Below are 23,578 nucleotides of genomic sequence, written 5' to 3'. Positions count from 1 at the left end.
ATTCCTCCGGGACTCCGCGCCCGGGCAGGGCTCCGGCGAGCCCTGCCGCCGGTGTCGCCCGACGTGGAGCGTGGGTGGCGGAAGGCCGGGACACACCGCGGCCCGGCGGCGTCGTCGCGGTCGGCGGCCGGACTCAGCGGCGCCCGGGGCCGCGCCCGCGTTCCAGCTCCAGCAGGCGGATCTTGCGGGGCAGGCCGCCGCCGAAACCGGTCAGTGAGCCGTCGGCACCGATGACCCGGTGGCAGGGGATCACGATGCACACCGGGTTGCGGCCGTTGGCCATCCCGACCGCCCGTGACGCCGCGGGCCGTCCCAGCTCCTTCGCCAGCCCCCCGTACGTCGTGGTGGAGCCGTACGGGATGGTGGTCAGGGCCTTCCACACCCGGCGCTGGAACGCCGTGCCCCCCACCGCCAGCGGCAGCTCGAACCGGCGCAGTTCTCCGGCGAAGTACGCGTCGAGCTGCTCGCGCGCCGCCGCGAACACGGGGAGCCCGTCGTCCCGGACCCAGTCCGCCGCGATCTGCGGGCTGTAGCGCTGGTCGCTCATGTAGAGACCGGTCAGCGCCTCGCCGTCGCTCATCACCAACAGGTCATCGACCGGCGAGGGCGCCAGCGTGTAGCGCACGGGCCCGTCCAGCGGGGTGCCGAACTCGGCGGGCCGTTCCGGTGCGGGGCCGGACCGGGGCATCGGCAGCGGCAGGACTTCCTGGTTCACTTGTTGCCGTCCTCAACTGTTCGGGACAAAGGGGTGTTCGGCGCCGGCTCCGCGCCGGGCAGGGGATCGAGCACGGCCCACAGGTGGTGCAGGGCGTAGGAACGCCAGGGGCGCCAGGTGTCCGCGAGGGCGCGGGCGGCCCGCACGGTTCCCGGGTGGCCGAGGCGCTCCAGCGCGTGGTGCACACCGAGATCGGTGGGCAGGAACACATCGGGATCACCGAGCGCCCGCATGCGGATGTACGACGCCGTCCAGGGGCCGATGCCGGGCAGCTCCAGCAGCCGCGCCTCGCTCTCCTCACGGTCGGCGCCGGGACCCAGGTCCACCCGTCCCGAGGCGAGCGCCTCGGCCAGCGCGTAGAACGCCCTCTTGCGCGCCCCGGGCATGGGGAGGTCGGCGGGATCCGCGTCCAGCAGGGCCTCGGGGGTGGGGAAGACGTGGGTGAGCCCGTCGACCGGTGCGGTGAGGGGCTTTCCGTACCGCGCGGTGAGGCGCCCCGCGATGGTGCGGGCCGCGGCGACGGACACCTGCTGCCCGATCAGCGCGCGAACGGCGAGTTCGGAGGGGGTGACGTGGCCGGGCGAGCGCATTCCGGGCGAGGCGGCGACCAGCGGCGCCATGACCTCGCAGCCGCCGAGCGACTCGGCCACGGCATCCGGGTCGGCGTCCAGGTCCAGCAGTCGGCGGCAGCGCCGCACGGCCGTCCCCAGGTCGCGCAGGTCGTCGAGCCACAGCCGGCACCACAGGTGGCCGTCCGTGTCCCCCGGTGCCAGGGCGACCATCCCGGTCGAGTGCGGAAGTGACAGGACGCGCCGGTACTCGCCGTCCGCGTACTCCTCGACGCCGGGCACCGCGCGGAGCGCCAGGTACCGGAACAGCCGGGACAGGTCCAGCGGGGGCCGGAACGGCAGCCGCAGCCGCAGGAACCCCGACGCGGTGCCGGCCGGCAGGCTCCTGCTGCGGCTGCGGATCTCCGACGGAGTGCGCGCGAAGACCTGCCGCATGGTGTCGTTGAACTGCCGCACGCTGGAGAACCCCGCGGCGAACGCGATGTCCGCCATGGGCAGCTCACTCGCCTCGATCAGGGTACGTGCCGTCTGTGCTCGCTGGGCGCGGGCCAGCGCCAACGGCCCGGCTCCCACCTCGGCGGTCAGCATCCGGTGCAACTGCCGTCGGCTGTAACCGACTTCGGCTGCGAGGGCGCCCACACCACCCCGGTCCACCACGCCGTCGGCGATGAGCCGCATGGCCCGGCCGACCACGTCGGCCCGCATGTTCCACTCCGGGGAGCCCGGGGTGGCGTCCGGGCGGCAGCGCTTGCACGCACGGAAACCGGAGGTCTGGGCGGCCGCGGCGGACGGGTGGAACCGCACGTTCTCCCGCTTCGGTGTGACCACCGGGCAACTGGGACGGCAGTAGACACCGGTGCTGGTCACAGCGACGAAGAACCAGCCGTCGAATCTGGCGTCCTTGCTGCGGGTCGCTCGGTACCGCTCGTCGTCGTCCATCCCGCCATCCTCGCCCGGACCGGCCCGGACCTCTGGCGGTTTCTGGCCATCGAGGTCCCCGTCCGGCCGACGACGACGGCCGCGTTCCGCCGGCGGCCCCCAACCGGCCATGGGCCGCAGTGAACCGACGAGTCGCCGCGGCGCGCGGGAGGGACACGGACAGGGAGGTCACGGGCTCGACGGGGACCGGCGATCCTCGTGTGCTGCCGCCCTCCGAGGCGGCGGCGCGCTCCGGGGCGCGCCCTGGTCCCGGCTTGGTGTTCCTTGCCCCGGGGAGCCGGGGAGCAGGGGTTCCCTTCTTCCGCACCGGACGGGCGAAGACGGTGCCGGAGTCCGACACCTCGAAGTCCCCGTCCTGCCGCCGGGAACGAGCGACGGTTTCGGGACGCCGCACTCGACGACACCCCGCGGCGCGTTCCGTCGCCGCTCCGGCGCCCGGCGGCCCGGAACGGCGACGGACCGTCCGTCAGCCGCGGCCGGTGGTGAACCGCAGCACCGTGAGGTCGAACGCGAAGGCGGTGGAGCAGGACAGCGGCACCGTCCGTCCGAGGACGTCCGCGGTGACGGACGCGTCGAGCCTGGTGTTGGTGCCCCGGGTGACGACGTAGTGGCCCGCGGGGTCCTCGATCACCTCGTGCACGCGCGTCGGCCTCCCCGCCGTCGCGTAGGTGCCGGTGACGACCGCGTCGCCGGCCGGCTCCCGGGTGTCGTCCAGCTTCCTGAGCGGGACGGTGGCCGTGACCGCGCCGTCGGAGAACAGCACGGTGTCCTCCGGGCCGTAGCCGCCGCCGTACTCCCCCTCCGGGGTCTCGACGGAGACGCCGGTGTGCGAGCCGAACGCGGAGTTCTGGTACAGGTCCACCGCGACGGAGACGTCCCCGGACCGCCCGGAGCAGTTCAGCGCGTAGCCCTTCTCGACCGTCTTCTCGACCGTCCGCACCGGCTTCGAGCCGTCCGTCCCGGGCGGGGCGGCCTGCGCCGCCGCGGGCATGGCGGTGAGCGCGCCGATGACGGTCAGGCAGGCCAGTGCGGCCCGTGTCGTGGTTCTCAACTCGATGCTCCTCCTCCGGGTCCGTGGTCCGGACCCGCTCCGCTGACACTGACGGGGGTGAGACCACCGGGGCGCGTGTTTGGTTGTGGCGGACTCCCGGCCGGGCAGGCGGTGCCGCCACGCGCCCCGGATTCGTTTCGGCCGGGACCGAAACGTCACGGCCGCATGATGGGCCCATGAACTTCCCGGAACGCGCCGGCCGTGCCCGGCGCGGCGAGGACGCGGGCTCGCGGCTCGCCCGGCTGGCCGGACTGCTCGCCGACGAGACCAGGGCCCGCTTCTGCCTGGCGCTGCTGGACGGACGGGCCTGGACGGCGGGCGAGCTGGCCCGGCTGGCCGGGGTCGCGCCGGCCACGGCCAGCGGGCACCTGGACCGGCTGGTGGAGGGCGGTCTGCTGGCCGAGGAGCGGCAGGGGCGGCACCGCTACGTACGGCTGGCCGACCCGCGGTCCGCGCGGCTGGTCGAGGAGCTGGCCGCGCACGCCGGTCCGCCGCCCGCCCCGCGCTCGCTGCGGGCGGCCTCCGCGGACGCGGCGATGGCGCGGGCCCGCACCTGCTACGACCACCTCGCCGGGCGGCTGGGGGTCGCGGTCACCGACGCCCTGCTGGCGCGGGGGCTGGTGCAGCAGGACACCGGGTTCGCGGTGACCGGGGCCGGGCTGCGCTGGTTCGACGGGCTCGGCATCGACCTGATGGCCCACCCGCGCGGGCGCCGCCCGCTGGCCCGCGCCTGCCTGGACTGGACCGAACGCCGCCCGCACCTGGCCGGGGTGGCCGGGGCCGCCCTGTGCCGCCACGCCCTGGACGCCGGCTGGTGCGAACGGATCGGCACCCGGCGGGCGCTGCGCGTGACCCCGCGGGGGCGGCGCGCGCTGAGCGAGCTGCTGGGCGTGACGGACGACGACCTCGCCCGCCCCGCCCCTCCCGCCGGGGAGCCGGCGTGAGGGGCGGGGCCCGGCCGGCCGCCGGTGCCGGCGGCACCGGGGCGCCGCACGGAGGGGACCACCGGGCCGGTCCTGCCGGGGCCGGCGCCGTACGAGGAAGCCGTACGAGGGAGGAGTCGCATCCGGTGACCACGTCCACCGCGTTCCGCGCGCTGCACCGCCGCGGGCGGCCGCTGCTGCTGCCCTGCGCCTGGGACCACGCCTCGGCCGCCGCCCTGGTGGCCCACGGGTTCGCCGCCGTCGGGACCACCAGTCTCGGGGTGGCCGCCGCCGCGGGGCTGCCCGACGCCACGGGGGCCGCGCGGGAGCAGACCCTGGCGCTCGGCCGGCGACTGGCCCGGCTGCCGGTGCCCGTCAGCGTCGACGTCGAGGGCGGGTTCGGTGAGGACCCGGACGATGTCGCCGCACTGGCGCGGGAGTTGGCGGACGCGGGGGTGGCCGGGGTGAACGTCGAGGACGGGCTGCCCGATGGACGCCTCGCCGACCCGGTCCGGCACGCGGAGAAGATCGCGGCCGTCAAGGAGGCCGCGCCCGCGCTGTTCGTCAACGCCCGCACCGACACCCACTGGCTCGCCGCCGAGCCCACCACGGCGGCCGCGCTGCGCCGGGCGCGCACGTACCTGGAGGCCGGGGCGGACGGCGTCTTCGTCCCCGGACTGGCCGAGGAGGACGCGATCCGGGCGCTGGCGGACGGGCTGGACGCGCCGCTGAACGTGCTGTTCGCGCCCGGGCGGCACACCTACGAGCGCCTGGCCGGGCTGGGCGTGGCCCGGATCAGCCTGGGGTCGCTGCTCTTCCGCGCCGCCCTCCAGCGCGCCGTGGCGCTGGCCGCCTCGATCGCCGACCCGGCGGCCGGGGCGCCGGAGCCGCTCTCCTACGAGCAGGCCCGCGCGCTGGCCGACCCCTGGACCTGGCGCTCCGCGCCCGGTTCCCCGGGCGGTTGTCAGTGGGGTGTGCCAGGCTCGTGCCCGTGAACCGCCCACCGCCCCTCGACCTGACGCCCCGGCTGATCGGACGCGACCGCCCCGCCGGGCTGCTGCGGGCCGCGATCGCCCGGGCCGCGGAGAGCCACGGCGGTCTGGTCCTGGTCACCGGGGAGGCGGGGATCGGCAAGACGGCACTGGTGACGGAGGCGGCCGAGGAGGCGCGGCGGCGGGGCGCCCTGGTGCTGAGCGGGTCCTGCTGGGATTCCGGGAGCACCCCCGGCTACTGGCCGTGGACGCAGGTGCTGCGCGCCCTGCGGCGCGGCGTCACCGCCGGGCAGTGGGCGGCGGCCGAGGAGGCCGCGGGCCGCGGCCTGGCCGTGCTGCTGGGCGAGACGGCGGGTACGGAGGTGGACGAGGGCTTCCACCTCTACGACGCGGTGACGAGCGCCCTGGTGTCGGTCTCGCAGAGCCGCCCGGTGGTGGTCGTGCTGGACGACCTGCACTGGGCGGATCCGGCGTCGCTGAAGCTGCTGGAGTTCGCGGCGCGGCACACCTGGTTCGAGCGGCTGCTGCTGGTGGGCACCTACCGCGACGACGAGGTGGAGGCGGACGGCCATCCGCTGCAGCCGCTGGTCCTGCCGCTGGTGGCGCGGGCGACGACGGTGACGCTGACCGGGCTCACCCGCGAGGAGGTCGGTGCGCTGGTCGCCCGCACGGTGGGCCGGGAGCCGGCACAGGAGCTGGTCACCGAGGTGCACCGCCGCACCGGCGGCAACCCGTTCTTCGTCGAGCAGAGCGCCCGCCTGTGGCACGGCGGCGGGGCGCCCACCGCGGTCGCGCCGAGCGTCCGCGACACCCTGCGGCGGCGGCTGTCGATGCTGCCCGACGCGGTCGTCGGGCTGCTGACCCGCGCGGCCGTGCTCGGGCGGGAGTTCCACCGGGCGGTGCTGGCGGCCACCGCCGGGACGCCCGTGCCGCAGGCGGACCGGCTGCTGGAGCGGGCCCTGGCCGCCCGGCTGGTCACGGCGCTCGGGGCGGGCCGGTTCGCCTTCGCGCACGACCTGGTCCGCGAGACGCTGTACGCGTCGCTGGAGGAGGCGGAGCGGCGGCGGCTGCACGCCGCCGCGCTCGACGCGCTGGAGCGCTCCTCCGCCCCGGCCGGGGACGTCCTCCCCGCCGAGCTGGCCCGGCACGCCCACCTGGCCGGCGGTGAACTCGACGTCTCCCGGGCGCTGGAGCACCTGCTGGCCGCCGCCCGGTACGCGGCCGACCGGCTGGCCCTGGAGGAGGCGGCCGGGCACTACCGCCGCGCGCTGGAGCTGGCCGTCGGTGATCCCCGCAGACGGGTCCTGATCGCCCTCGACCTGGGGCAGACCCAGGCGCACGGCGGTGAACGGGACGCCGCCTGGCGGGCGTTCACCGAGGCCGCCGCCGTGGCCCGCGAACTCGGCGATCCCGGGCTGCTGGCGCGGGTGGCGCTCACCCTGCACGGAGCGGAGTTCCCGGACGCCCCCGGCGACGGGCGGCGGCTGGCCGCCGACCTGATGTACGAGGCGTACGACGCCCTGGTGGGCGGCGGGACTTCGGGCGGGGACGCCACCGGGACCGGGGCGGACACGGACGGGGCCGGGACGGACACGACCGGGGCGGACGGGGCGCGGACGCTGGACCGCCTGGCGCGGGAGCTGACCGTCCGCGTCACCGTGCGCGCCCGGCGCGGCGGGGACGACGAGGCGCTGCTCTTCGGGCTGTGGGCCCGTCACAACGCCATCTGGGGGCCGGGCACCGCGCCGGAGCGGGAGGCGCTCACCTCCGAGCTGATGACCGTGGCGCGCCGCAGGGCGGACCGCGAGACGGAGTACCTCGCGGCCTCGTTCCGGTGGGTGGCGCTGCTGGAGCAGGGCGATCCCCGCTACCTGGAGCAGTACCGCGCGTTCGTCGCCCTGGCCGAACGGGCGGGCGTGCCCCGCTCCACCTCCTCCGCGTACATCGACCAGAACATCATCGCCACCCTGACCGGCCGCTTCGACGCCGCGGACTCCCTGCTCGACCTGGCCCTGGACGCCTTCGGCGGGCACCGGAACCCTCATCTCGCGTACATGGCCGACCACCTGCGCTGGGCGCTGTGGCTGCAGCAGGGCCGGTTCGGGGAGCTGGAGGCCCTGCACCGCTCGCTCGCCGAGCACCACCACCCCCAGCACCGGCTGCTGGAGGGCATCACGGCCCTGGAGCGGGAGGGGCCCGGGGACACCGGGGCCGCGCTGGGCCTGCTGGCGGAGCTCTCCGCCGGCCCGCCGGTCCCCCAGGCGTTCCTCCCGCTGTGGCTGAGGTTCCAGGCCCAGGCGGCGGCTGCCGCGCGGGATCCGGAGCTGTGCGAGCGGGCCCGGGAGGCGCTGGAGCCGTTCGCCGGGCAGTGGGCGGTGTCGCTGTACGGCTGCGACGTCAGCGGCCCGATGGACCTCTGGCTGGGGCTGGTGGAGGCCGCCCGGGGACGCTGGGACGAGGCGGTCGCACGGCTCACCGCCGCCCGCCGCTCGGCCGACCGGCTCCGGGCGCGGCCCTGGTCGGTCCGGGCCCGCGGCCACCTCGCACGGGCGCTGCTCGCACGCGGCGCGCCGGGGGACGGGGAGGCCGCCGCGTCCCTGCTGGCGGAGGTGGAGCGCGAGGCGGCGGAGCTCGGCATGCGGCACGTCGCCGAACGCGCGCGCTCGGCGCGCCCCGTGGCGGGGCGGCCGTCGCCCACCACGGCCCCGGAGCCGGAGGCGGGCCCCGCGGCCGGTGCCGCCGACGGCCCCGGCGGCGAGAACGTGTTCCGCTTCGACGGCCGGGTGTGGACGCTGACGTACCGGGGGCGCACGGTCCACCTGCCCGACGCCAAGGGGCTGCGGGATCTGCACCTCCTGATCGGCCTGCCGGGCACGGACGTCCCGGCCGTGCGGCTGCTGAACCCCGGGGGCGGCCGGGCCGTGGAGGCCGCCCGGCGGCTGGGCGGCGATCCCGTCCTCGACGAGGAGGCGAAGGCACGGTACCGGCGGCGCCTGGAGGAGCTGGACGCGGAGATCGACCGGGCGGTCGCGCTGGGCGAGGACGAGCGGGCCGCCGGGCTCGACCGGGAGCGGGAGGCGCTGCTGGCGGAGCTGCGGTCCGCCGCCGGGCTCGCCGGGCGCACCCGGCGCCTGGGCGACGAGGCCGAGCGTGCCCGCAAGACCGTCACCGCCCGCATCCGCGACACCCTGCGCCGGCTCGACCGGCACCACCCCGAGCTGGCCGCCCATCTGCGCGCCTCGGTCTCCACCGGCGCCACCTGCCGCTACCTGCCCGAACGCGAGACCGCCTGGCGCCGGTGAGGCGCCAGGCGGTTCCGCGGTGGACGAAGCGGGGACGGGGGCGGAAAGGGCTCCCGGCCCCGGCTCACTTGCGGTTGTACAGCCGCATGGTGACCGGGCCGAAGACCGCGAGCAGTGCCGCGCCCCACCCCAGCGACCAGGCGACCTCGGAGGCGGGCCAGTCGCCCGCCATCAGCCCCCGCACCGCCGAGGCCAGGTGCGTGATCGGGCTGTTGTTCACAAAGGCCTGGAGCCAGCCCGGCATGGTCTTCGGGTCGACGAAGATGTTGCTGAGGAAGGTCAGCGGGAAGATCACCATCATGCTGACGCCCATCACCGACTTCTCGGTGCGCAGCATCAGGCCGAACATCGTCCAGATCCACGAGAAGGCGAACGAGAAGGCGATCAGCAGGGCCACCCCGGCGAGTACTCCGGTCACCCCGCCCTCGGGCCGGAAGCCCAGGATGAGGCCGAGGGTCAGCATCACCGCCGAGGCGAGCGCGTAGCGCAGCATGTCGCCGAGCAGGTAGCCGACCATCGCCGAGGGGCGCCAGATCGGCAGGGTGCGGAACCGGTCGAAGACGCCCTTGTCGATGTCGGTGTTGACCGACACCCCGGTGTACATCGTGATCATCACCACGTTCATCACCAGGATGCCCGGCAGCAGGAACTGCAGGTACTCCGTGGTCGATCCGGCGAGCGCACCTCCGAACAGGTAGGTGTACATCAGCACCATCATGATCGGGAAGGCGGTGACGTCGAAGAGCTGCTCGGGGACGTGTTTGATCTTCAGCATCGCCCGCCACCCGAAGGCGAGCGACGTGGACCACGCGCTGGGCCGGGGCGGCCGCTCCCGCGCCACCAGCAGATCGGCCAGGCTCTCGGTGGTGACGGGGGCCAGTTCCCCGGTCTGCGGCTCACGGGCCGTGGCGGTGGTCATGCCGGGACCTCTTCCTTGCTGGTGGTGTGGGTGGCGGGGTGGTCGGTGAGGGCGAGGAAGACCTCGTCCAGGCTGGGCTGGCCCAGCGAGAAGTTGTCGACGGTGACGCCGGACCGGGCCAGCTCGGCAAGCGCACGGGCGGCCTGCTCCGCCGCTCCCCGGCCGTCGCCGTGCGTGCCGACGCGGGCGGTCAGGGCCACCGGGTCGGGGTCGAGCTGGACCTGCGCGTCCAGCACGCGGACGAGCACCCGCTCGGCCTCGGGCCGCTGGGCGGCGTCCCGCAGCCGCAGGTGCACCACGCCGGCGCCCACCGAGGCCTTCAGTTCGCCCTTGGTGCCCTCGGCGATGACCCTGCCCTTGTCGATGACGGCGATGCGGGAGGCGAGCTGGTCGGCCTCGTCCAGGTACTGGGTGGTCAGCAGCACCGTGGTGCCCTGGGCGACCACGGCCCGCACGATGTCCCAGACCTGGTTGCGGCTGCGCGGGTCCAGACCGGTCGTCGGCTCGTCGAGGAAGAGCAGGTCGGGGGTGTTGAGGATGCTGGCGGCGATGTCGATCCGGCGCCGCATGCCGCCCGAGTAGTTCTTGACCTGCCTCCCCGCGGCCTCCGTCAGTCCGAACGCCTCCAGGAGCTGCTCGGCCCGGCGCCGGGCCGCGGCCTTGTGGTGCCCCAGCAGCCGGCCCAGCAGGAGCAGGTTCTCCATCCCGGTCAGGTCCTCGTCCACCGAGGCGTACTGCCCGGTCAGGCTCACCCGGCCGCGTACGGCGTCCGCCTCGTGCAGCACGTCGTGCCCGAAGACCCGGGCCTCGCCGCCGTCGGGGCGCAGCAGGGTGGCCAGCATCTTGACCGTCGTGGTCTTCCCCGCACCGTTGGGACCGAGGACGCCGTAGACCGTGCCCGTGGGCACGGCGAGATCGACGCCGTCCACCGCACGGGTCTCCCCGAACACCTTGACCAGCCCCGATGTCTCGATCGCCAGGCCGGAACCGCTGTCACTCATGCTCTGTCGTCCTCATTCCGTCTTCGCTTCGTACTCGGCTTCGTGGTCGATGGGTGGCCGCGTGCTCGCCGGGCCGCCGCGTCCCGCACGCTCTTCAGACCCCCCGGGCCCGCCGGACTCATCGCTCCGGCCGGGACCGGTCGCGCCGCCGGCGGACATACCAGCAGACACATCAGCACACATAGGGACGTACGGTGCGGGCGTCGCGCAGCGCGCGGCCCCACCAGACGAGCTGGTCGAGCATGGCCGCGACCGCCCTCTCCGGTCCCTCCGCGCCCTCCGGCGCCGGGAGCGGGCCGGCGCCGCCGCCACCGGGGCCGGGGCCGAATCCGGCGTCCAGGACGTTGAGGCCGACCCCGTCGCGCACCGTCACGGTGTGCAGCTCGGTGAAGACCGAGCGCAGGTGCTCCACCGCGTGCCTGCCCTCGCAGCGGCCGCCGTAGGAGACGAAGCCGACCGGCTTGGCCCGCCACTCGTCGTAGGCGTAGTCGACGGCCTGCTTCAGGGACGCCGGGAAGCTGCGGTTGTACTCGGGGGTCACCACCACGAAGGCGTCCGCCCGTTCGATCCTGGCGGTGAACGCGGCCATCTGCGGCGTGGCCCGGCCGGGGTGGCGGGCGGGGAAGGCGAACCCGGCGAGGTCGACGACGTCCAGTTCGATGTCGTCCCGCCCCCGCGCCCGGTCCGTGAACCAGCGGCCGACGGCGTCCCCCACCCGGCCCTCGCGGGTGCTGCCGATGATGACCGCGACGCGCAGCGGGGCGGTGGGCTCATCGGTGTGCATCGCCACCTCCTGGGGTCGGCCTGGGATCGGGTCCTTCACCCGGGAGGCGCGAGATCCGGTCTGGCGGCCGCCAGACCGGATCTCGCGGCTGCCCCGCGCTCCGCGCCGGAAGCCGGGGAGCCGGGCAGCCGCGGCCCGCCGTACGGCCTCAGCGGTCCCGCACCTCGATGCCGAGCACCTGGGCGAGGACGGGGGCGAGGTCCAGCAGTTGGGGGCTGCCGATGACCGCGCCCCTCAGCCGGTCGTGTCCCGACGTGATCCCCAGCGCGGCGGCGTCGCGCAGATCGACCTCCGTCATCCGCACGTCGTCCAGCCGCACTCCGTCCAGGGTCGAGCCCGGGAACGCGACGCCGGTCAGGGTCGCGCCGCCGAAGTCCACGTCGCGCAGCAGGCAGTCCGCGAAGCGGACGTCCCGCAGCGCGGCGGCGCGGAGGTTGACCGAGTCGAACTTGCAGTGGGAGAAGGTGACGCGGCGCATCCGTGTGCTGAACGCCTCCACCCCGGCGAACGCCCCGGACGTGATCTCGGCGTCCAGCCATTCGGTCTCGGCCAGGTCCGCCCCCACCCAGCGGACGGTGTGCAGCCACACGTCGTTGAACCGCGTCCGCCGGTAGTGCCCGCCGGTGAAGCTCACCGAGGAGAAGGCGCACTCCATGAAGCGGGCGCCGCCGCAGTCGGCGTCCTCGAAACCGTTCCCGTCGAAGTGGACGGTGTCGTACGTCCCTTCGCTCTCCAGCCGTCCGCGGAACGGCTGGAGGTACTCCGCGTACGGCAGGTCGGCGAGTTCGCGGGGAGCGGGCATGGCGGGCCTTCCGGTCGGCGGGGACGTCGCGCGCACTCTAGGCCCGGCCACTGACAACGGGAGGGGGGAGCGCCGGTCTTTTCGGGCGAACCGGCACGGGCGGTCCCCGCGCCCGCGTATCGTCCGTCGAGGACGACGACTGTCGAGCGGGGATCGGGCAGGCAGCGGATGCGGAATGAGATCAGCGGCGGCAACTTCTTCGGCCCCGTCGTCCAGGTGGGAAGTCTCCGGGGCGACATCACCTTCCAGTTGCCCGCCGAGATCCCCCTGGCGCTGGGCGGACTGCCCAGGATCTCGCCCACGTTCACCGGCCGGGCCGCCGTCCTCGACGAACTGCTGGCACTGCTGGGCCCGTCCGGTCCCCGAGGAGGCGTCGTGCAGATCTCCGCGGTGTCCGGCATGGGAGGCGTCGGCAAGACCGAACTGGCCCTGCAGGCGGCGCACGCGGCGCGCGAGAGGGGCTGGTTCCCGGGCGGGGTGCTGTTCGCCGACCTCTTCGGCTACGACGAGCGGCTGCGGGTCGGGCCCGCCACCGCCCTGGACGGTTTCCTGCGCGCCGTGGGAGTCCCCGCCGAGCACGTCCCCCCTGACCTCCAGGGCCGGGAACGGCTCTACCGGTCCGTGCTGGACGCCTACGCGCGGGCCGGCCGCGGCGTCCTGGTCGTGATCGACAACGCGTCCTCCTCCGAACAGGTCCGCCCCCTGCTGCCCGGGGACCCGGTGACGCGGGCGCTCGTCACTTCCCGGCACACCCTGGCGGACATCGGCGCGCGCCTGCTGGACCTGCCCACCCTGAGCCCCGGCGCGAGCGTGGAGCTGCTCGACCGCCGCATCCGCCTGGCGCTGGGCGAGGAGGACACCCGGGTACGGGACGATCCCGAGGGCGCGCACGAGATCGCGCGGCTGTGCGGAGGGCTTCCCTTGGCCGTCGAGGTCGTGGCCGCACTGCTGTCGGAGCGCCCGCGGCGCGGTCTGCGCACGGTGGTCGACGACCTCAGGAGCGAGCACACGCGCCTGGACGAGATGCGCTACGAGGACATGGCCGTCAGAGCGGCGTTCGAACTCTCCTACCGCAATCTGCCGTCGGACCAGGCGAGGCTGTTCCGTCTGCTCTCCGTCAATCCGGGCCCCGACGTCTCGACCGAGGCCGCAGCCGCCACCGCGGGCCTGGAGCCCCGCCACTGCCGCCGGCTGCTCGACGCGCTCGCGCGGGCGCACCTCCTCGACGCCTCGGCCGCCGACGGCAGGTGGGCGATGCACGACCTGGTACGGCTGTACGCGACGGAGCAGGGCCGCGACCTGGCGTCCGCCGACGGCCGGGAGGCGGCGGTCGGCCGGCTCCTGGACCACTACTCCGCCACCGCCCGGGCCGCCGCCGAGCACGTGGACCCCTCCCGGACCGCTCCTCCCGGCACGGTCTTCCGCGACCGCGAGGACGCCCTCGCGTGGTTCGACGCCGAGCTGCCGAACCTCGTCGGCACCGTGCGCATGGCGGACGGCGACCGTCCCGCCGTCGCGCTGGGGCTGCATGTCGCCCTGGTCCACTACCTGCAGCGGAAGCGCCTGTTCACCATGCTGATCGACCTCGCCCCGGTGGCCCTGGAGGCGGCGCGCCGACTCGGTGACCGGCACGGCGAGGCCCGGGTCCTGACGAATCTGGGGCTGGCGCAGAACGGGGCGGGGCAGTACGAGGGGTGCGTCCGCTCGTGCGAGGCCGCGGCGGAGATCTTCCTGGGCGTCGGCGACCGCGCGCTCGCGGGGCGCGCGCTGAACAACCTCGGGCTCGGGCTCGACAACCTGGGGCGGTACGAGGAGGCCGTCCACGCCTTCCGGCAGGCCATCGACATCTTCCGCGAGCTGGGCGATCCGCGGGGTGAGGGAGCGGCCCTGACGAACCTGGGCAGCGCGCTGCTGCTGACGAACCGCCTCGAGGAGTCGCTGTCCGCCCGGCGCGCCGCCGTCGCCGCGCTGAGCCGCCTCCCCGACCACACCGACCCGCAGGGCCTCGCCATGGTCCTCAACAACCTCGGCGCCTCGCTCCTCCAGCTCGGGAGGCACGCGGAGGCGGTGCCGGAGTTCCAGCGCGCCCTGCGCATCAGCCGTGACATCGGCGACGCGTACGAGCAGGCGCAGTCGCTGGTCAACATCGCCGTGTCGTACGCCGCCACGGACCGCCACGAGGAGGCGCTGGCAGCCTCCCGGGAGTCCGCCTCCCTCTACCGGGAGTGCGGTGCCGTGCGGGAGCTGGGCGATGCGCTGCTGAGCGTGGGGACGGCGCTGCGGCGGCTCGGGAGGCACCGGGAGTCGGTGGAGGCCCACCGGGAGGGGATCGACTGCGCCCGGAGCGCCGGCGACCCGCGCCGGGTCGGCCGGCACCTGGAGGAGATGAGCGCGTCCCTCCTGTCCTCCGGAGACTTCGAGGGAGCCGTCGCGGCGCGGCAGGAGGCCGTGTCGGCCTACACCGAGGCGGGGGACGCGGTGGCCGCGGAGAACGCCGAACGGGACGTGCACAGGCTCCGCGGGACGGGCCCGTTCCGCGGGGGACGTCCCGGAGGGCGCCTCCGCAGGCTCTTCGGCAGGCCATGAGAGCGGTGCCGTTCCCCCTCCGGGCGGGCGGCCGGCCCCGGCGGTCGGCCGCGGTCAGGCGCCCGCGAGGGTGGCGACCAGGACGGCCTTGATGGTGTGCATGCGGTTCTCCGCCTCGTCGAAGACGACCGAGTGCTCCGACTCGAACACCTCGTCCGTCACCTCCAGGGACTCCAGGCCGTGCCGCTGGTGGATCTCCCGGCCGACGGCCGTGCCCAGGTCGTGGAAGGCGGGCAGGCAGTGCAGGAACCGCACGTCCGGGTTGCCGGTGGCGCGCAGGACGTCCATGGTGACGGCGTACGGCTTCAGCAGCGCGATCCGCTCGTCCCAGACCTCCTTGGGCTCGCCCATCGACACCCACACGTCGGTGGCGACGAAGTCCGCGCCGCGCACGCCCTCCCCGACCTCCTCGGTGAGGGTGACGCGGGCGCCGGTGGTCCCGGCCAGGGAGCGGGCCGCGGCGATCACGTCCTCCTCGGGCCACAGGCTCCGGGGTGCGGCGATGCGGACGTCCATGCCCAGCAGGGCGCCGGTGACGAGGTAGGAGTTGCCCATGTTGTTGCGGGCGTCGCCGAGGTAGGCGTAGGAGATCTCCGTCAGGGGCTTGTCGCTGTGCTCGGTCATGGTGAGCACGTCGGCGAGCATCTGGGTGGGGTGCCACTGGTCGGTGAGGCCGTTGTAGACGGGGACCCCGGCGTGGGCGGCCAGTTCCTCGACGATCTCCTGGCCGCTGCCGCGGTACTCGATGGCGTCGTACATCCGCCCCAGCACCCGGGCGGTGTCCCTCACCGACTCCTTGTGGCCGATCTGGGAACCGGCCGGGTCGAGGTAGGTGGTGTGGGCGCCCTGGTGGGCGGCGGCGACCTCGAAGGCGCAGCGGGTGCGGGTGGAGGTCTTCTCGAAGATCAGCGCGATGTTCCTCCCGCGCAGCCGCTGCTCCTCGGTGCCCGCCCGCCTGGCCGCCTTCAGCTCGGCGGCCAGGCCGATCAGGTGGCGGAACTCCTCGGGGGTGAAGTCCAGCTCCTTGAGGAAGTGGCGGCCCGTGAGATCGATCGCCATGGAAGACTCCTAGGGTCCTGGTGCTGTCGCGTACGGGCCGCGCACGGGCACGTACGACGGGAAGACCGGAAGTCTATACGACGGTCCGCATCACTATGCAGCCAGGGGGCGGGGCCGCCCGGCCTACGCCGCGTCGCGCTCGACCGGGCAGCTCATGCAGCGCGGTCCGCCCCGGCCCCGGCCCAGCTCGCTGCCGGGGATCGTGATGACCTCGATCCCGCACTTGCGCAGGTGGGTGTTGGTGGTGACGTTGCGCTCGTAGGCGATGACCACGCCCGGCTCGACGGCCAGCACGTTGCAGCCGTCGTCCCACTGCTCGCGCTCGGCGGCGTGCACGTCCTGGGTGGCGGTGAGGACCCGGATGTCGTCCAGCCCGAGCGCGGCGGCGATGGCGCGGTGCATGTGCTCGGGCGGGTGGTCGGTGACCTTCAGGTCCGTCTCCTCCACGCCCGGCTCGATCGTGTAGGAGCGCAGCATGCCCAGGCCCGCGTACTGGGTGAAGGTGTCGCCGTCGACCATCGTCATCACGGTGTCCAGGTGCATGAAGGCGCGGCTCTTGGGCATGTCCAGCGCCACGATCGTACGGGCCGAGCCCGCCGCGAACAGGCCGCGGGCGAGCATCTCCACCGCCTGCGGGGTGGTGCGCTCGCTCATCCCGATGAGCACCGCGCCGCTGCCGAGGACCAGCACGTCCCCGCCCTCGATGGTGGAGGGGTAGGCGCCCTGGCCCTCGGACCAGATGTGGAAGCCCCGCCCGCCGCTCCCGCCGGCACCGTCGTTCGCGTCGGGGCCGGTGTCCCCGCCGGCGCCCGCGAAGAGGGGGTGGTGGTGGTAGATGGCCTCGAAGTGGACGGTCTCGCGCTGGCGGGCGGGCCAGCGCATGGCGTTGATGGACACCCCGTCGTAGATCCAGGCGGAGGTGTCGCGGGTGAACAGGTGGTTGGGCAGCGGGGCGACCAGGAAGTCGTCCAGGTCCATCACGTGGAAGCGGACGGAGACCGGCTCCGGGTACCGCTCCAGGTACTCCCGCTTGGTCATGCCGCCCACCAGCGTCTCGGCCAGCTCGCGGCCGGACATCCCGTCGAAGACGGCGCGCAGGTGGTCGGCGGCCAGGGGTCCGTACTCCTTCTCGTCGAAGGTCCGGTCCAGCACGAACGCGCGCGCGGCGGGGAGCTCCAGCGACTCGGCCAGCAGGTCGCCGAACAGGTGCACCTCCACGCCGCGGTCGCGCAGCACGTCGGCGAAGCCGTCGTGCTCCTGGCGGGCCCGCTGCACCCACAGCACGTCGTCGAAGAGCAGGGCGTCCCGGTTGGACGGGGTGAGCCGCTTCAGTTCCAGGTCGGGGCGGTGCAGGATGACGCGGCGCAGCCGCCCGGTCTCGGAGTCCACGTGGAATCCCATGTCCTCAATCCTCGCCGGGACGCCGCCGCCTACACCCGTTCCGCGGCTCCGGCGGCCCGGCGGGCGCCCGGTTTCCGGCGCCCGCCGGGCCTTCCGCGGCACGGCGGGCGCCGCGGGAGGCGCCGCAGCCGGCGGCACGGCCGGCGTCACAGCCGCGGGTCGACCGGCTCCGACTCCAGCGCCAGGACGGCGAAGACCGCCTCGTGGATCCGCCACAGCGGCTCCCCCGCCGCCAGCCGGTCCAGCGCCTCCAGGCCGAGGGCGTACTCGCGCAGGGCGAGCGAGCGCTTGTGGCCCAGGTGGCGCACCCGCAGCCGCCGCAGGTTCTCCTCGCGGGTGTACTCCGGGCCGTAGACGATCCGCAGGTACTCGCGGCCGCGGCACTTCACCCCCGGCTGGACCAGCCGCCCGTCCGCGCCGCGCACCAGCGCCCGGAGCGGCTTGACGACCATGCCCTCGCCGCCGGCCGCGGTCAGCTCCAGCCACCACTCGGTGCCCGCCGCGACGGACGCCTCGTCGCCGGTGTCCACCACCAGGCGCCCGGTGCGCCGCAGCAGGCCGGAGGGGTCGGCGTCGGCCAGCCGGTCCAGCCAGGCGAGCTGGGTGTCGTGCGGTACGGCGGCCAGGCTGCGCCCGCGCGCGGCCAGGATCTGGAACGGCGCGAGGCGGACCCCCTCCAGCCCCTCCACCGGCCAGCAGTACCGGCCGTACGCCTCGGTGAACGCCGCCGCGTCCGCCGCGCGCTCCCGCTGCCGCGCCAGCAGTCCGTCCACCGGTGTCCCGCGGTCCGCGGCGGCCCGGAGCGCGGCCAGCGCGCCGGGGAGGACCGCCCCGGCAGCGGCGCCGACCGCGGCGTACTGCCTGCGCAGCAGGCCGGCCGACTTCAGCGACCAGGGCAGCAGCTCGGCGTCCAGCAGCAGCCAGTCGGTGTCCAGCTCCTCCCACAGTCCGGCGCCGTCGGCGGCGGCGCGGACGCGGGCGAGCACCTGCTCGGTCACCTCCTGCTCGTCGAAGAACGGCCGTCCGGTGCGGGTGTAGAGCGCGCCCGTCACGGCGCCGGAGACGCCGAAGCGCTCGGCGGCCACGCCGGCGTCGCGGCAGACCAGGACGACGGCGCGGGAGCCCATGTGCTTCTCCTCGCACACCACCTCCGCCACGCCGTCGGCGCGGTAGGCGGCGAACGCCTCGGCCGGGTGCTCCAGGTAGCCCTCCACCCGGGACGTCGCGCAGGGCGCCATCGTGGGCGGCAGGTACGGCAGCAGCCGCGGGTCGGTCGCGAAGCGGCTCATCACCTCCAGCGCGGCGGCGGCGTTCTCCTCGCGCACCGCGACGCGCCCCGCGTGGCGGGTCTCCACCACGCGGCGGCCGTGCACGTCGGCCAGGGCCAGTGGGCGGCCCTCGTGCCCGCCGGGCGCGTCGCCGGTCAGCGGCTTCACCGGCTCGTACCAGACCCGCTCGGCGGGGGTGTCGACCAGTTCGCGCTCGGGCCAGCGCAGGGCGGTCAGGGCCCCGCCGAAGACGCAGCCGGTGTCCAGGCAGATGGTGTTGTTCAGCCAGGTGGCGCGCGGGGTGGGGGTGTGGCCGTAGACCACGGCCGCCCGGCCCCGGTAGTCCTCGGCCCACGGGTAGCGCACGGGCAGGCCGTACTCGTCCGTCTCGCCGGTGGTGTCGCCGTACAGCGCGTGCGAGCGGACCCGTCCGGAGGTGCGGCCGTGGTACTTCTCGGGCAGCCCGGCGTGACAGACGACCAGCGCGCCGCCGTCCAGCACGTAGTGGCTGACGAGGGAGTCGATGAACGCCGACACCCGGGCGGGGAACTCCGGGTCGTCGGCGGTCTCCTTCCGGAACTGCTCGACGGTCTCGGCCAGCCCGTGGGTGTGCCGGACGGCACGGCCCCTGAGGTACCGGCCGAGCTTGTTCTCGTGGTTGCCGGGGACGCACAGGGCGTGGCCGGCGGCGACCATGCCCATCACCAGCCGCAGCACGCCGGGGCTGTCCGGCCCGCGGTCGACGAGGTCGCCGACGAAGACGGCGGTGCGGCCCTCCGGGTGGCGCGCGTCCACCGCGCGTCCCGCCGCGTCGCGCTCGATGGCGTAGCCGAGCTTCTCGCCCAGCAGGGTCTCCAGTTCGGCGCGGCAGCCGTGGACGTCGCCGACGATGTCGAACGGGCCGGTCAGGTGCCGCAGGTCGTTGTAGCGCCGCTCCAGCTCGATCCGGGCCGTCTCCACCTCCTCGACCCCGCGCAGGACGTGCACCTTGCGGAAGCCCTCGCGCTCCAGCGAGCGCAGGGAGCGGCGCAGTTCGCGCCGCTGGCGCGGGATGACGTGGGCGGGCATGTCCGCGCGGTCGGGGCGGGCGGCGTTGCGCTCGGCGCAGACGTTCTCGGGCACGTCGAGGACGATCGCCACGGGGAGCACGTCGTGTTCGCGGGCCAGGGCCACCAGTCGGCGGCGGGCCTCGGTCTGGACGTTGGTGGCGTCGACGACGGTCAGGCGTCCGGCGGCCAGCCGCTTGCCCACGATGTAGTGGAGCACGTCGAAGGCGTCGGGCGTGGCGCTCTGGTCGTTCTCGTCGTCGGCGACCAGTCCGCGGCAGACGTCGGAGGAGACGACCTGGGTGGGTTCGAAGTGGCGCCGGGCGAAGGTGGACTTGCCCGCTCCGGTGGTGCCGACCAGCACGACGAGGGACAGGTCGGGCACGGCGAGCGCCGTCGTACGGGCTGTCATGCTGCCGTCTCCCCCGTGGTCGGTGCGGTCGGTGTCGTCGGTGCGGTCGGTGCCGTCCGGTCGGTGGTGCGGAACAGGGCGAGCTGGGTGGGCGGGCCGACCTCGGGGTCGTCGTCCCCGACGGGCCGGAACTCCACGGTGTAGCCGTACCGTTCGGCGACGTCCCGGGCCCAGGCGCGGAACTCCCCGCGCGTCCACTCGAAGCGGTGGTCGTGGTGGCGTACGGCACCGGCGGGCAGGGTCTCCCAGCGCACGTTGTACTCGGCGTTGGGCGTGGTGACGACCACCGCCTTCGGCCTGGCCGCGCCGAAGACCGCGTACTCCGCGGCGGGCAGCCGCGGCGGGTCGATGTGCTCGATCACCTCGCTGAGCACCGCCGCGTCGTAGCCGGCCAGCCGGGGGTCGACGTAGGCCAGGGAGCCCTGGAGGAGGGTGAGGCGCGCCGCCTGCCGCTCGGACATCCGCTCCGGACGCAGCCGCCGCCGGGCCGCGTGCAGGGCGCGCACCGACACGTCCATGCCCACGACCTCGGTGCAGCGGCCCTCCTTCAGCAGGGCCTGCACCAACTGCCCCTGGCCGCAGCCCAGGTCGAGGACGCGGGCGGCGCCGGTCTCGCGCAGCGCGGCGAGGATCGCCTCCCGGCGCCGGACGGCCAGCGGGGCGGGACGCTCCTCGGTGTCGGCGTTCTCGTCCACGGCGTTGTCCAGTTCCTCGGCCTCGCTGCCGTCGGCCTCGGCGAGGCGGGCGAGTTCCAGGCGCTCCAGCGCGTCGCGGGTGAGCCGGTGGCGGCGGGTGAGGTAGCGGGTGGTGATCAGCTTCTGCTCGGGGTGGTGCTCCAGCCAGCCCTCCCCGGCGCGCAGCAGCTTGTCCACCTCGTCCGGGGCCACCCAGTAGTGCTTGGCGTCGTCCAGCACCGGCAGCAGCACGTACAGGTGGCGCAGCGCGTCGGCCAGCCGGACCTCGCCGTCGAGCACCAGCCGTACGTAGCGGGAGTCGCCCCAGTCGGGGAAGCGGGCGTCCAGCGGCACCGGTTCGGCCCCGACGTCCCAGCCCAGCGGCTCGAACAGCCGCCGCACCAGCTCGGGCCCGCCGCGGGCGGGCAGCGCGGGCACCTCGATCCGCAGCGGCAGCCTCCGCCCGGCCAGGTCGGGCTTCGCCCGGCACTGGCCCTTGAGCGCGCTGGAGAACACCGAGCCCAGGGCCACGGCGAGCAGCGAGGAGGCGGCGTACGGCCGGTCGTTGACGTACTGCGCCAGCGCGGAGTCGGGCGTGCCGCCGCTGCCCCGGCCCCGGCCGCGGCGGACCAGCGCCACGGGATCGACCTCCAGCAGCAGCGCCGCGGTGCACCGTTCGGCCCCGGCCTCGGGGTAGAAGACGTGCGCGGTGCCGTAGGAGGTGGAGAACTCCTGCGCCCGGTCGGGGTGTTTGTGCAGCAGGTACCCCAGGTCGGTGGCGGGCCGCCCGGCGCTGCCGGTGGTGGTCATCGTCAGGAACACCCGAGCGAGTATGGCCCGGTGGGCGGGGACGGGCCCACCGGTTTTACGGCGCCCCCGGCGCCCCGGCACCCCTCGGCGCCCCCGGCGTCTCCAGCGCCCTGGCCACCCGCGCGATCCCCTCCGGGCCCACCCGGCAGCAGCCGCCGATCAGGCGGGCGCCGTCGCGCAGCCAGTCCCGCGCGGCGGCCGGGTCGTAGGCGGCCTCCCCCTCCCAGGTGCCGCGCCGGTCGTCCCAGCGTTCGCCGCTGTTGGGGTAGACGACCACGGGCTTGCCGGTGACCCGGGCCGCCAGGCGCACGGCCGGCCCGGCGTCGCGCGGGTCGCAGCAGTTGACGCCGACCGCGATCACCTGGTCGTTCCCCGCCGCCAGGGCGAAGGCGTCCGCCAGGGACTGCCCGGCGCGGGTGCGGTCGGCGGCGACGGTGTACGACAGCCACACCGGCACGCCGCAGCCCGCCGCGGCCCGCAGCATGGCCTCGGCCTCGTCGGCGTCCGGCACGGTCTCCAGCGCCAGCGCGTCCGGTCCGGCCGCGGCCAGCGCCTCGATCCGGGGGCGGTGGAAGCGCTCCAGCTCGGCCACGGTCAGCCCGTACCGGCCGCGGTACTCACTGCCGTCCGCGAGCACCGCCCCGTACGGGCCGACCGAGGCGGCCACCCACACCGGCTCCCCCGCCGCGCCGTCGGCCGCCGCGCGGGCCAGGGTCACGCTGCGCCGCAGCAGGGCGTCGGTCCCGGCCCGGTCCACTCCGCGCCGGGCGAAGCCCCGGTGGGACGCCTGGTAGCTGGCGGTGATGAGCACCCGCGCCCCCGCCCGCAGGTAGGCGGTGTGGGCCGCCCGGATCTGTGCGGGGTCGTCGGCCAGGAGCCGGGCCGACCACAACGCGTCGGACAGGTCGCAGCCCTGCGCCTGGAGCTGGTTGGACAGCCCTCCGTCGAGGACGAGCGGGCCGCGCGCGAGGGCCTCGGCGAGCGGGGGTGCGGGCGGGACGCTCATGGCGGTCTCCGGCAGCCTCGCCGCGCTCAGGAGAGCTGGCTCTGCACCCGGGAGGAGATCAGCTCCAGGTGGTCCAGGTCGTGCAGGTCCAGGATCTGCAGGTAGATCCGGGAGGAACCGATCTCGGCGTAGCGGCCGATCTTGTCGACCACCTCGGCCGGGGATCCGGCCAGGCCGTTCTCCTTCAACTCCTCCACCTCGCGGCCGATGGCCGCGGCGCGCCGCGCCACCTCGGCGTCGTCCCGGCCGACGCAGACCACCAGGGCGTTGGAGTAGATCAGGTCGTCGGCCGCGCGGCCGTGCTCCTCGGCCGCCGCCCGCACCCGGCCGAACTGCCGCTCGCTGTCCTCGATCGAGGCGAAGGGGATGTTGAACTCGTCGGCGAAGCGCGCCGCCAGGGCCGGGGTGCGCTTGGCGCCGTGGCCGCCGATGAGCACCGGCACCTTCTCCTGCGCGGGCTTGGGGAGGGCGGGCGAGTCGGCCAGCCGGTAGTGGACGCCCTCGTAGCTGAAGGTCTTGCCGACCTCGGTCCCCCACAGACCGGTGATGATCTCAAGCTGTTCCTCGAGCCGGTCGAACTTCTCCCTGGGGAAGGGGATGCCGTAGGCGGTGTGCTCGGCCTCGAACCAACCCGCGCCCAGGCCCAGTTCGACGCGTCCGCCGGACATGGCGTCGACCTGCGCGACCTGGATGGCCAGGATGCCCGGCAGCCGGAAGGTGGCCGAGGTCATCAGGGTGCCGAGCCGGATGCGCCGGGTCTCACGGGCCAGTCCGGCCAGGGTCGTCCAGGCGTCCGTCGGGCCGGGGAGCCCGTCGACGTCCCCCATCTTCAGGTAGTGGTCGGAACGGAAGAAGGCGTCGAAACCCAGCTCCTCGGTGGCCTTGGCGACCGCGAGCAGGGTGTCGTAGGAGGCACCCTGCTGCGGTTCGGTGAAAATACGCAGATCCATGCTCCCTATCCTGCACCGTCACCCGCACTCACCCCGCATCGCCGGAAGGCGGCCCTCCGCGGTGCCGGGGCCGTCCCGGAGGCCCGCCCGCCCGGGCGGGCGGGCCTCCGGGACGGGCGGCGATCTCTGGGCGAGGCGCCTGATGATCTCCGTCACCCGGTCCCCGCACTCGTCAGCGGCGTCGATGCCCTCGATGCACCTCCAGTAGAGCCCTTCCTCCTCCGTCTCGACCGCCACCCTCACCAGCGCGCCCCACGCCTCGTTCAGCAGACCGCCGAGACCGTGCAGCGCGGAGAGCGGATCGCGGATCCCCGTCAGCCGCGCGGCACGCGCCCCGTCGGCCCGCTGCCCGGACCCGCGCAGCGAGTG

Annotated in this window: 18 protein-coding genes; 4 read left to right on the top strand and 14 right to left on the bottom strand. The window is 75.0% G+C overall.

Annotated elements, in window-relative coordinates; translation table 11 throughout:
• Nucleotides 1-133 precede the first annotated feature (133 nt).
• From VE546_RS15895 to VE546_RS15885, 3 genes are all read right to left on the bottom strand, one after another.
• Nucleotides 134-688, bottom strand: coding sequence for a methylated-DNA--[protein]-cysteine S-methyltransferase (locus VE546_RS15895; protein ID WP_324922795.1), 555 nt, complete (start codon nt 686-688; stop codon nt 134-136).
• 23 nt (nt 689-711) lie between these two features.
• A complete protein-coding gene (locus tag VE546_RS15890; RefSeq protein ID WP_324922760.1) occupies nt 712-2,223 on the bottom strand; it encodes a DNA-3-methyladenine glycosylase 2 family protein in 1,512 nt (503 codons plus the stop codon).
• Between the two features lie 466 nt (nt 2,224-2,689).
• A complete protein-coding gene (locus tag VE546_RS15885) occupies nt 2,690-3,274 on the bottom strand; it encodes a hypothetical protein (RefSeq protein ID WP_324922759.1) in 585 nt (194 codons plus the stop codon).
• Nucleotides 3,275-3,450: 176 nt separating this feature from the next.
• Here VE546_RS15885 and VE546_RS15880 point away from each other — a divergent pair, with 176 nt between their 5' ends.
• The 3 genes from VE546_RS15880 to VE546_RS15870 all read left to right on the top strand — a co-directional run bounded on the left by VE546_RS15880 (nt 3,451) and on the right by VE546_RS15870 (nt 8,491).
• Nucleotides 3,451-4,218, top strand: a complete 768-nt coding sequence (locus tag VE546_RS15880) for a winged helix-turn-helix domain-containing protein (protein ID WP_324922757.1) — start codon at nt 3,451-3,453, stop codon at nt 4,216-4,218.
• Nucleotides 4,219-4,343: 125 nt separating this feature from the next.
• Nucleotides 4,344-5,192, top strand: coding sequence for an isocitrate lyase/phosphoenolpyruvate mutase family protein (locus VE546_RS15875; RefSeq protein WP_324922755.1), 849 nt, complete (start codon nt 4,344-4,346; stop codon nt 5,190-5,192).
• A complete protein-coding gene (locus tag VE546_RS15870; RefSeq protein WP_324922753.1) occupies nt 5,189-8,491 on the top strand; it encodes an ATP-binding protein in 3,303 nt (1,100 codons plus the stop codon). The genes VE546_RS15875 and VE546_RS15870 overlap by 4 nt, the downstream gene beginning before the upstream one ends.
• 64 nt (nt 8,492-8,555) lie before the next feature.
• Here the strand turns inward: VE546_RS15870 and VE546_RS15865 are convergent, their stop codons facing one another.
• The 4 genes from VE546_RS15865 to VE546_RS15850 form a co-directional block, all read right to left on the bottom strand.
• Entirely contained in the window at nt 8,556-9,410 is an 855-nt protein-coding gene (locus VE546_RS15865) for an ABC transporter permease (RefSeq protein WP_324922751.1), read from the bottom strand.
• Entirely contained in the window at nt 9,407-10,411 is a 1,005-nt protein-coding gene (locus tag VE546_RS15860; RefSeq protein WP_324922749.1) for an ATP-binding cassette domain-containing protein, read from the bottom strand. The genes VE546_RS15865 and VE546_RS15860 overlap by 4 nt, the downstream gene beginning before the upstream one ends.
• A 172-nt stretch (nt 10,412-10,583) precedes the next feature.
• On the bottom strand, nt 10,584-11,195 hold the full coding sequence (locus VE546_RS15855) for an NAD(P)H-dependent oxidoreductase (RefSeq protein ID WP_324922747.1): 612 nt from the start codon (nt 11,193-11,195) through the stop codon (nt 10,584-10,586).
• A 148-nt stretch (nt 11,196-11,343) separates the two neighbouring features.
• Nucleotides 11,344-11,997 (bottom strand): pentapeptide repeat-containing protein, encoded by a 654-nt coding sequence (locus tag VE546_RS15850; protein ID WP_324922746.1) that lies wholly within the window; start codon nt 11,995-11,997, stop codon nt 11,344-11,346.
• Between the two features lie 168 nt (nt 11,998-12,165).
• Between VE546_RS15850 and VE546_RS15845 the strand changes: the two genes are divergently transcribed.
• Nucleotides 12,166-14,583: an ATP-binding protein gene (locus VE546_RS15845; protein WP_324922744.1), complete on the top strand. Its 2,418-nt coding sequence runs from the start codon at nt 12,166-12,168 to the stop codon at nt 14,581-14,583.
• Nucleotides 14,584-14,637: 54 nt separating this feature from the next.
• On the opposite strand, the gene argF is transcribed toward VE546_RS15845, so the two are convergent.
• The 7 genes from argF to VE546_RS15810 all read right to left on the bottom strand — a co-directional run.
• Nucleotides 14,638-15,642: an ornithine carbamoyltransferase gene (gene argF, locus VE546_RS15840; protein WP_324922743.1), complete on the bottom strand. Its 1,005-nt coding sequence runs from the start codon at nt 15,640-15,642 to the stop codon at nt 14,638-14,640.
• A 123-nt stretch (nt 15,643-15,765) separates the two neighbouring features.
• The gene (locus VE546_RS15835; protein ID WP_324922742.1) at nt 15,766-17,043 is read right to left on the bottom strand and encodes an arginine deiminase; all 1,278 of its coding nucleotides are present in this window, start codon (nt 17,041-17,043) and stop codon (nt 15,766-15,768) included.
• A 146-nt stretch (nt 17,044-17,189) separates the two neighbouring features.
• Nucleotides 17,190-19,769 (bottom strand): polynucleotide kinase-phosphatase, encoded by a 2,580-nt coding sequence (locus VE546_RS15830; protein ID WP_324922741.1) that lies wholly within the window; start codon nt 19,767-19,769, stop codon nt 17,190-17,192.
• Entirely contained in the window at nt 19,766-21,265 is a 1,500-nt protein-coding gene (locus VE546_RS15825) for a 3' terminal RNA ribose 2'-O-methyltransferase Hen1 (protein WP_324922739.1), read from the bottom strand. The genes VE546_RS15830 and VE546_RS15825 overlap by 4 nt, the downstream gene beginning before the upstream one ends.
• A 43-nt stretch (nt 21,266-21,308) precedes the next feature.
• A complete protein-coding gene (gene mmuM, locus VE546_RS15820) occupies nt 21,309-22,259 on the bottom strand; it encodes a homocysteine S-methyltransferase (protein ID WP_324922738.1) in 951 nt (316 codons plus the stop codon).
• Between the two features lie 26 nt (nt 22,260-22,285).
• Nucleotides 22,286-23,209 carry an LLM class F420-dependent oxidoreductase gene (locus VE546_RS15815; RefSeq protein WP_324922737.1) on the bottom strand — a complete coding sequence of 308 codons (924 nt, stop codon included), beginning with the start codon at nt 23,207-23,209 and terminating at the stop codon, nt 22,286-22,288.
• 18 nt (nt 23,210-23,227) lie between these two features.
• A partial coding sequence (locus VE546_RS15810; protein ID WP_324922735.1) for a DUF6099 family protein occupies nt 23,228-23,578 on the bottom strand: 351 nt, incomplete at its 5' end.

This window comes from Streptomyces sp. (assembly GCF_035644915.1).
Lineage (GTDB): Bacteria > Actinomycetota > Actinomycetes > Streptomycetales > Streptomycetaceae > Streptomyces.
This window is presented reverse-complemented; position numbering and strand designations above follow the sequence as displayed.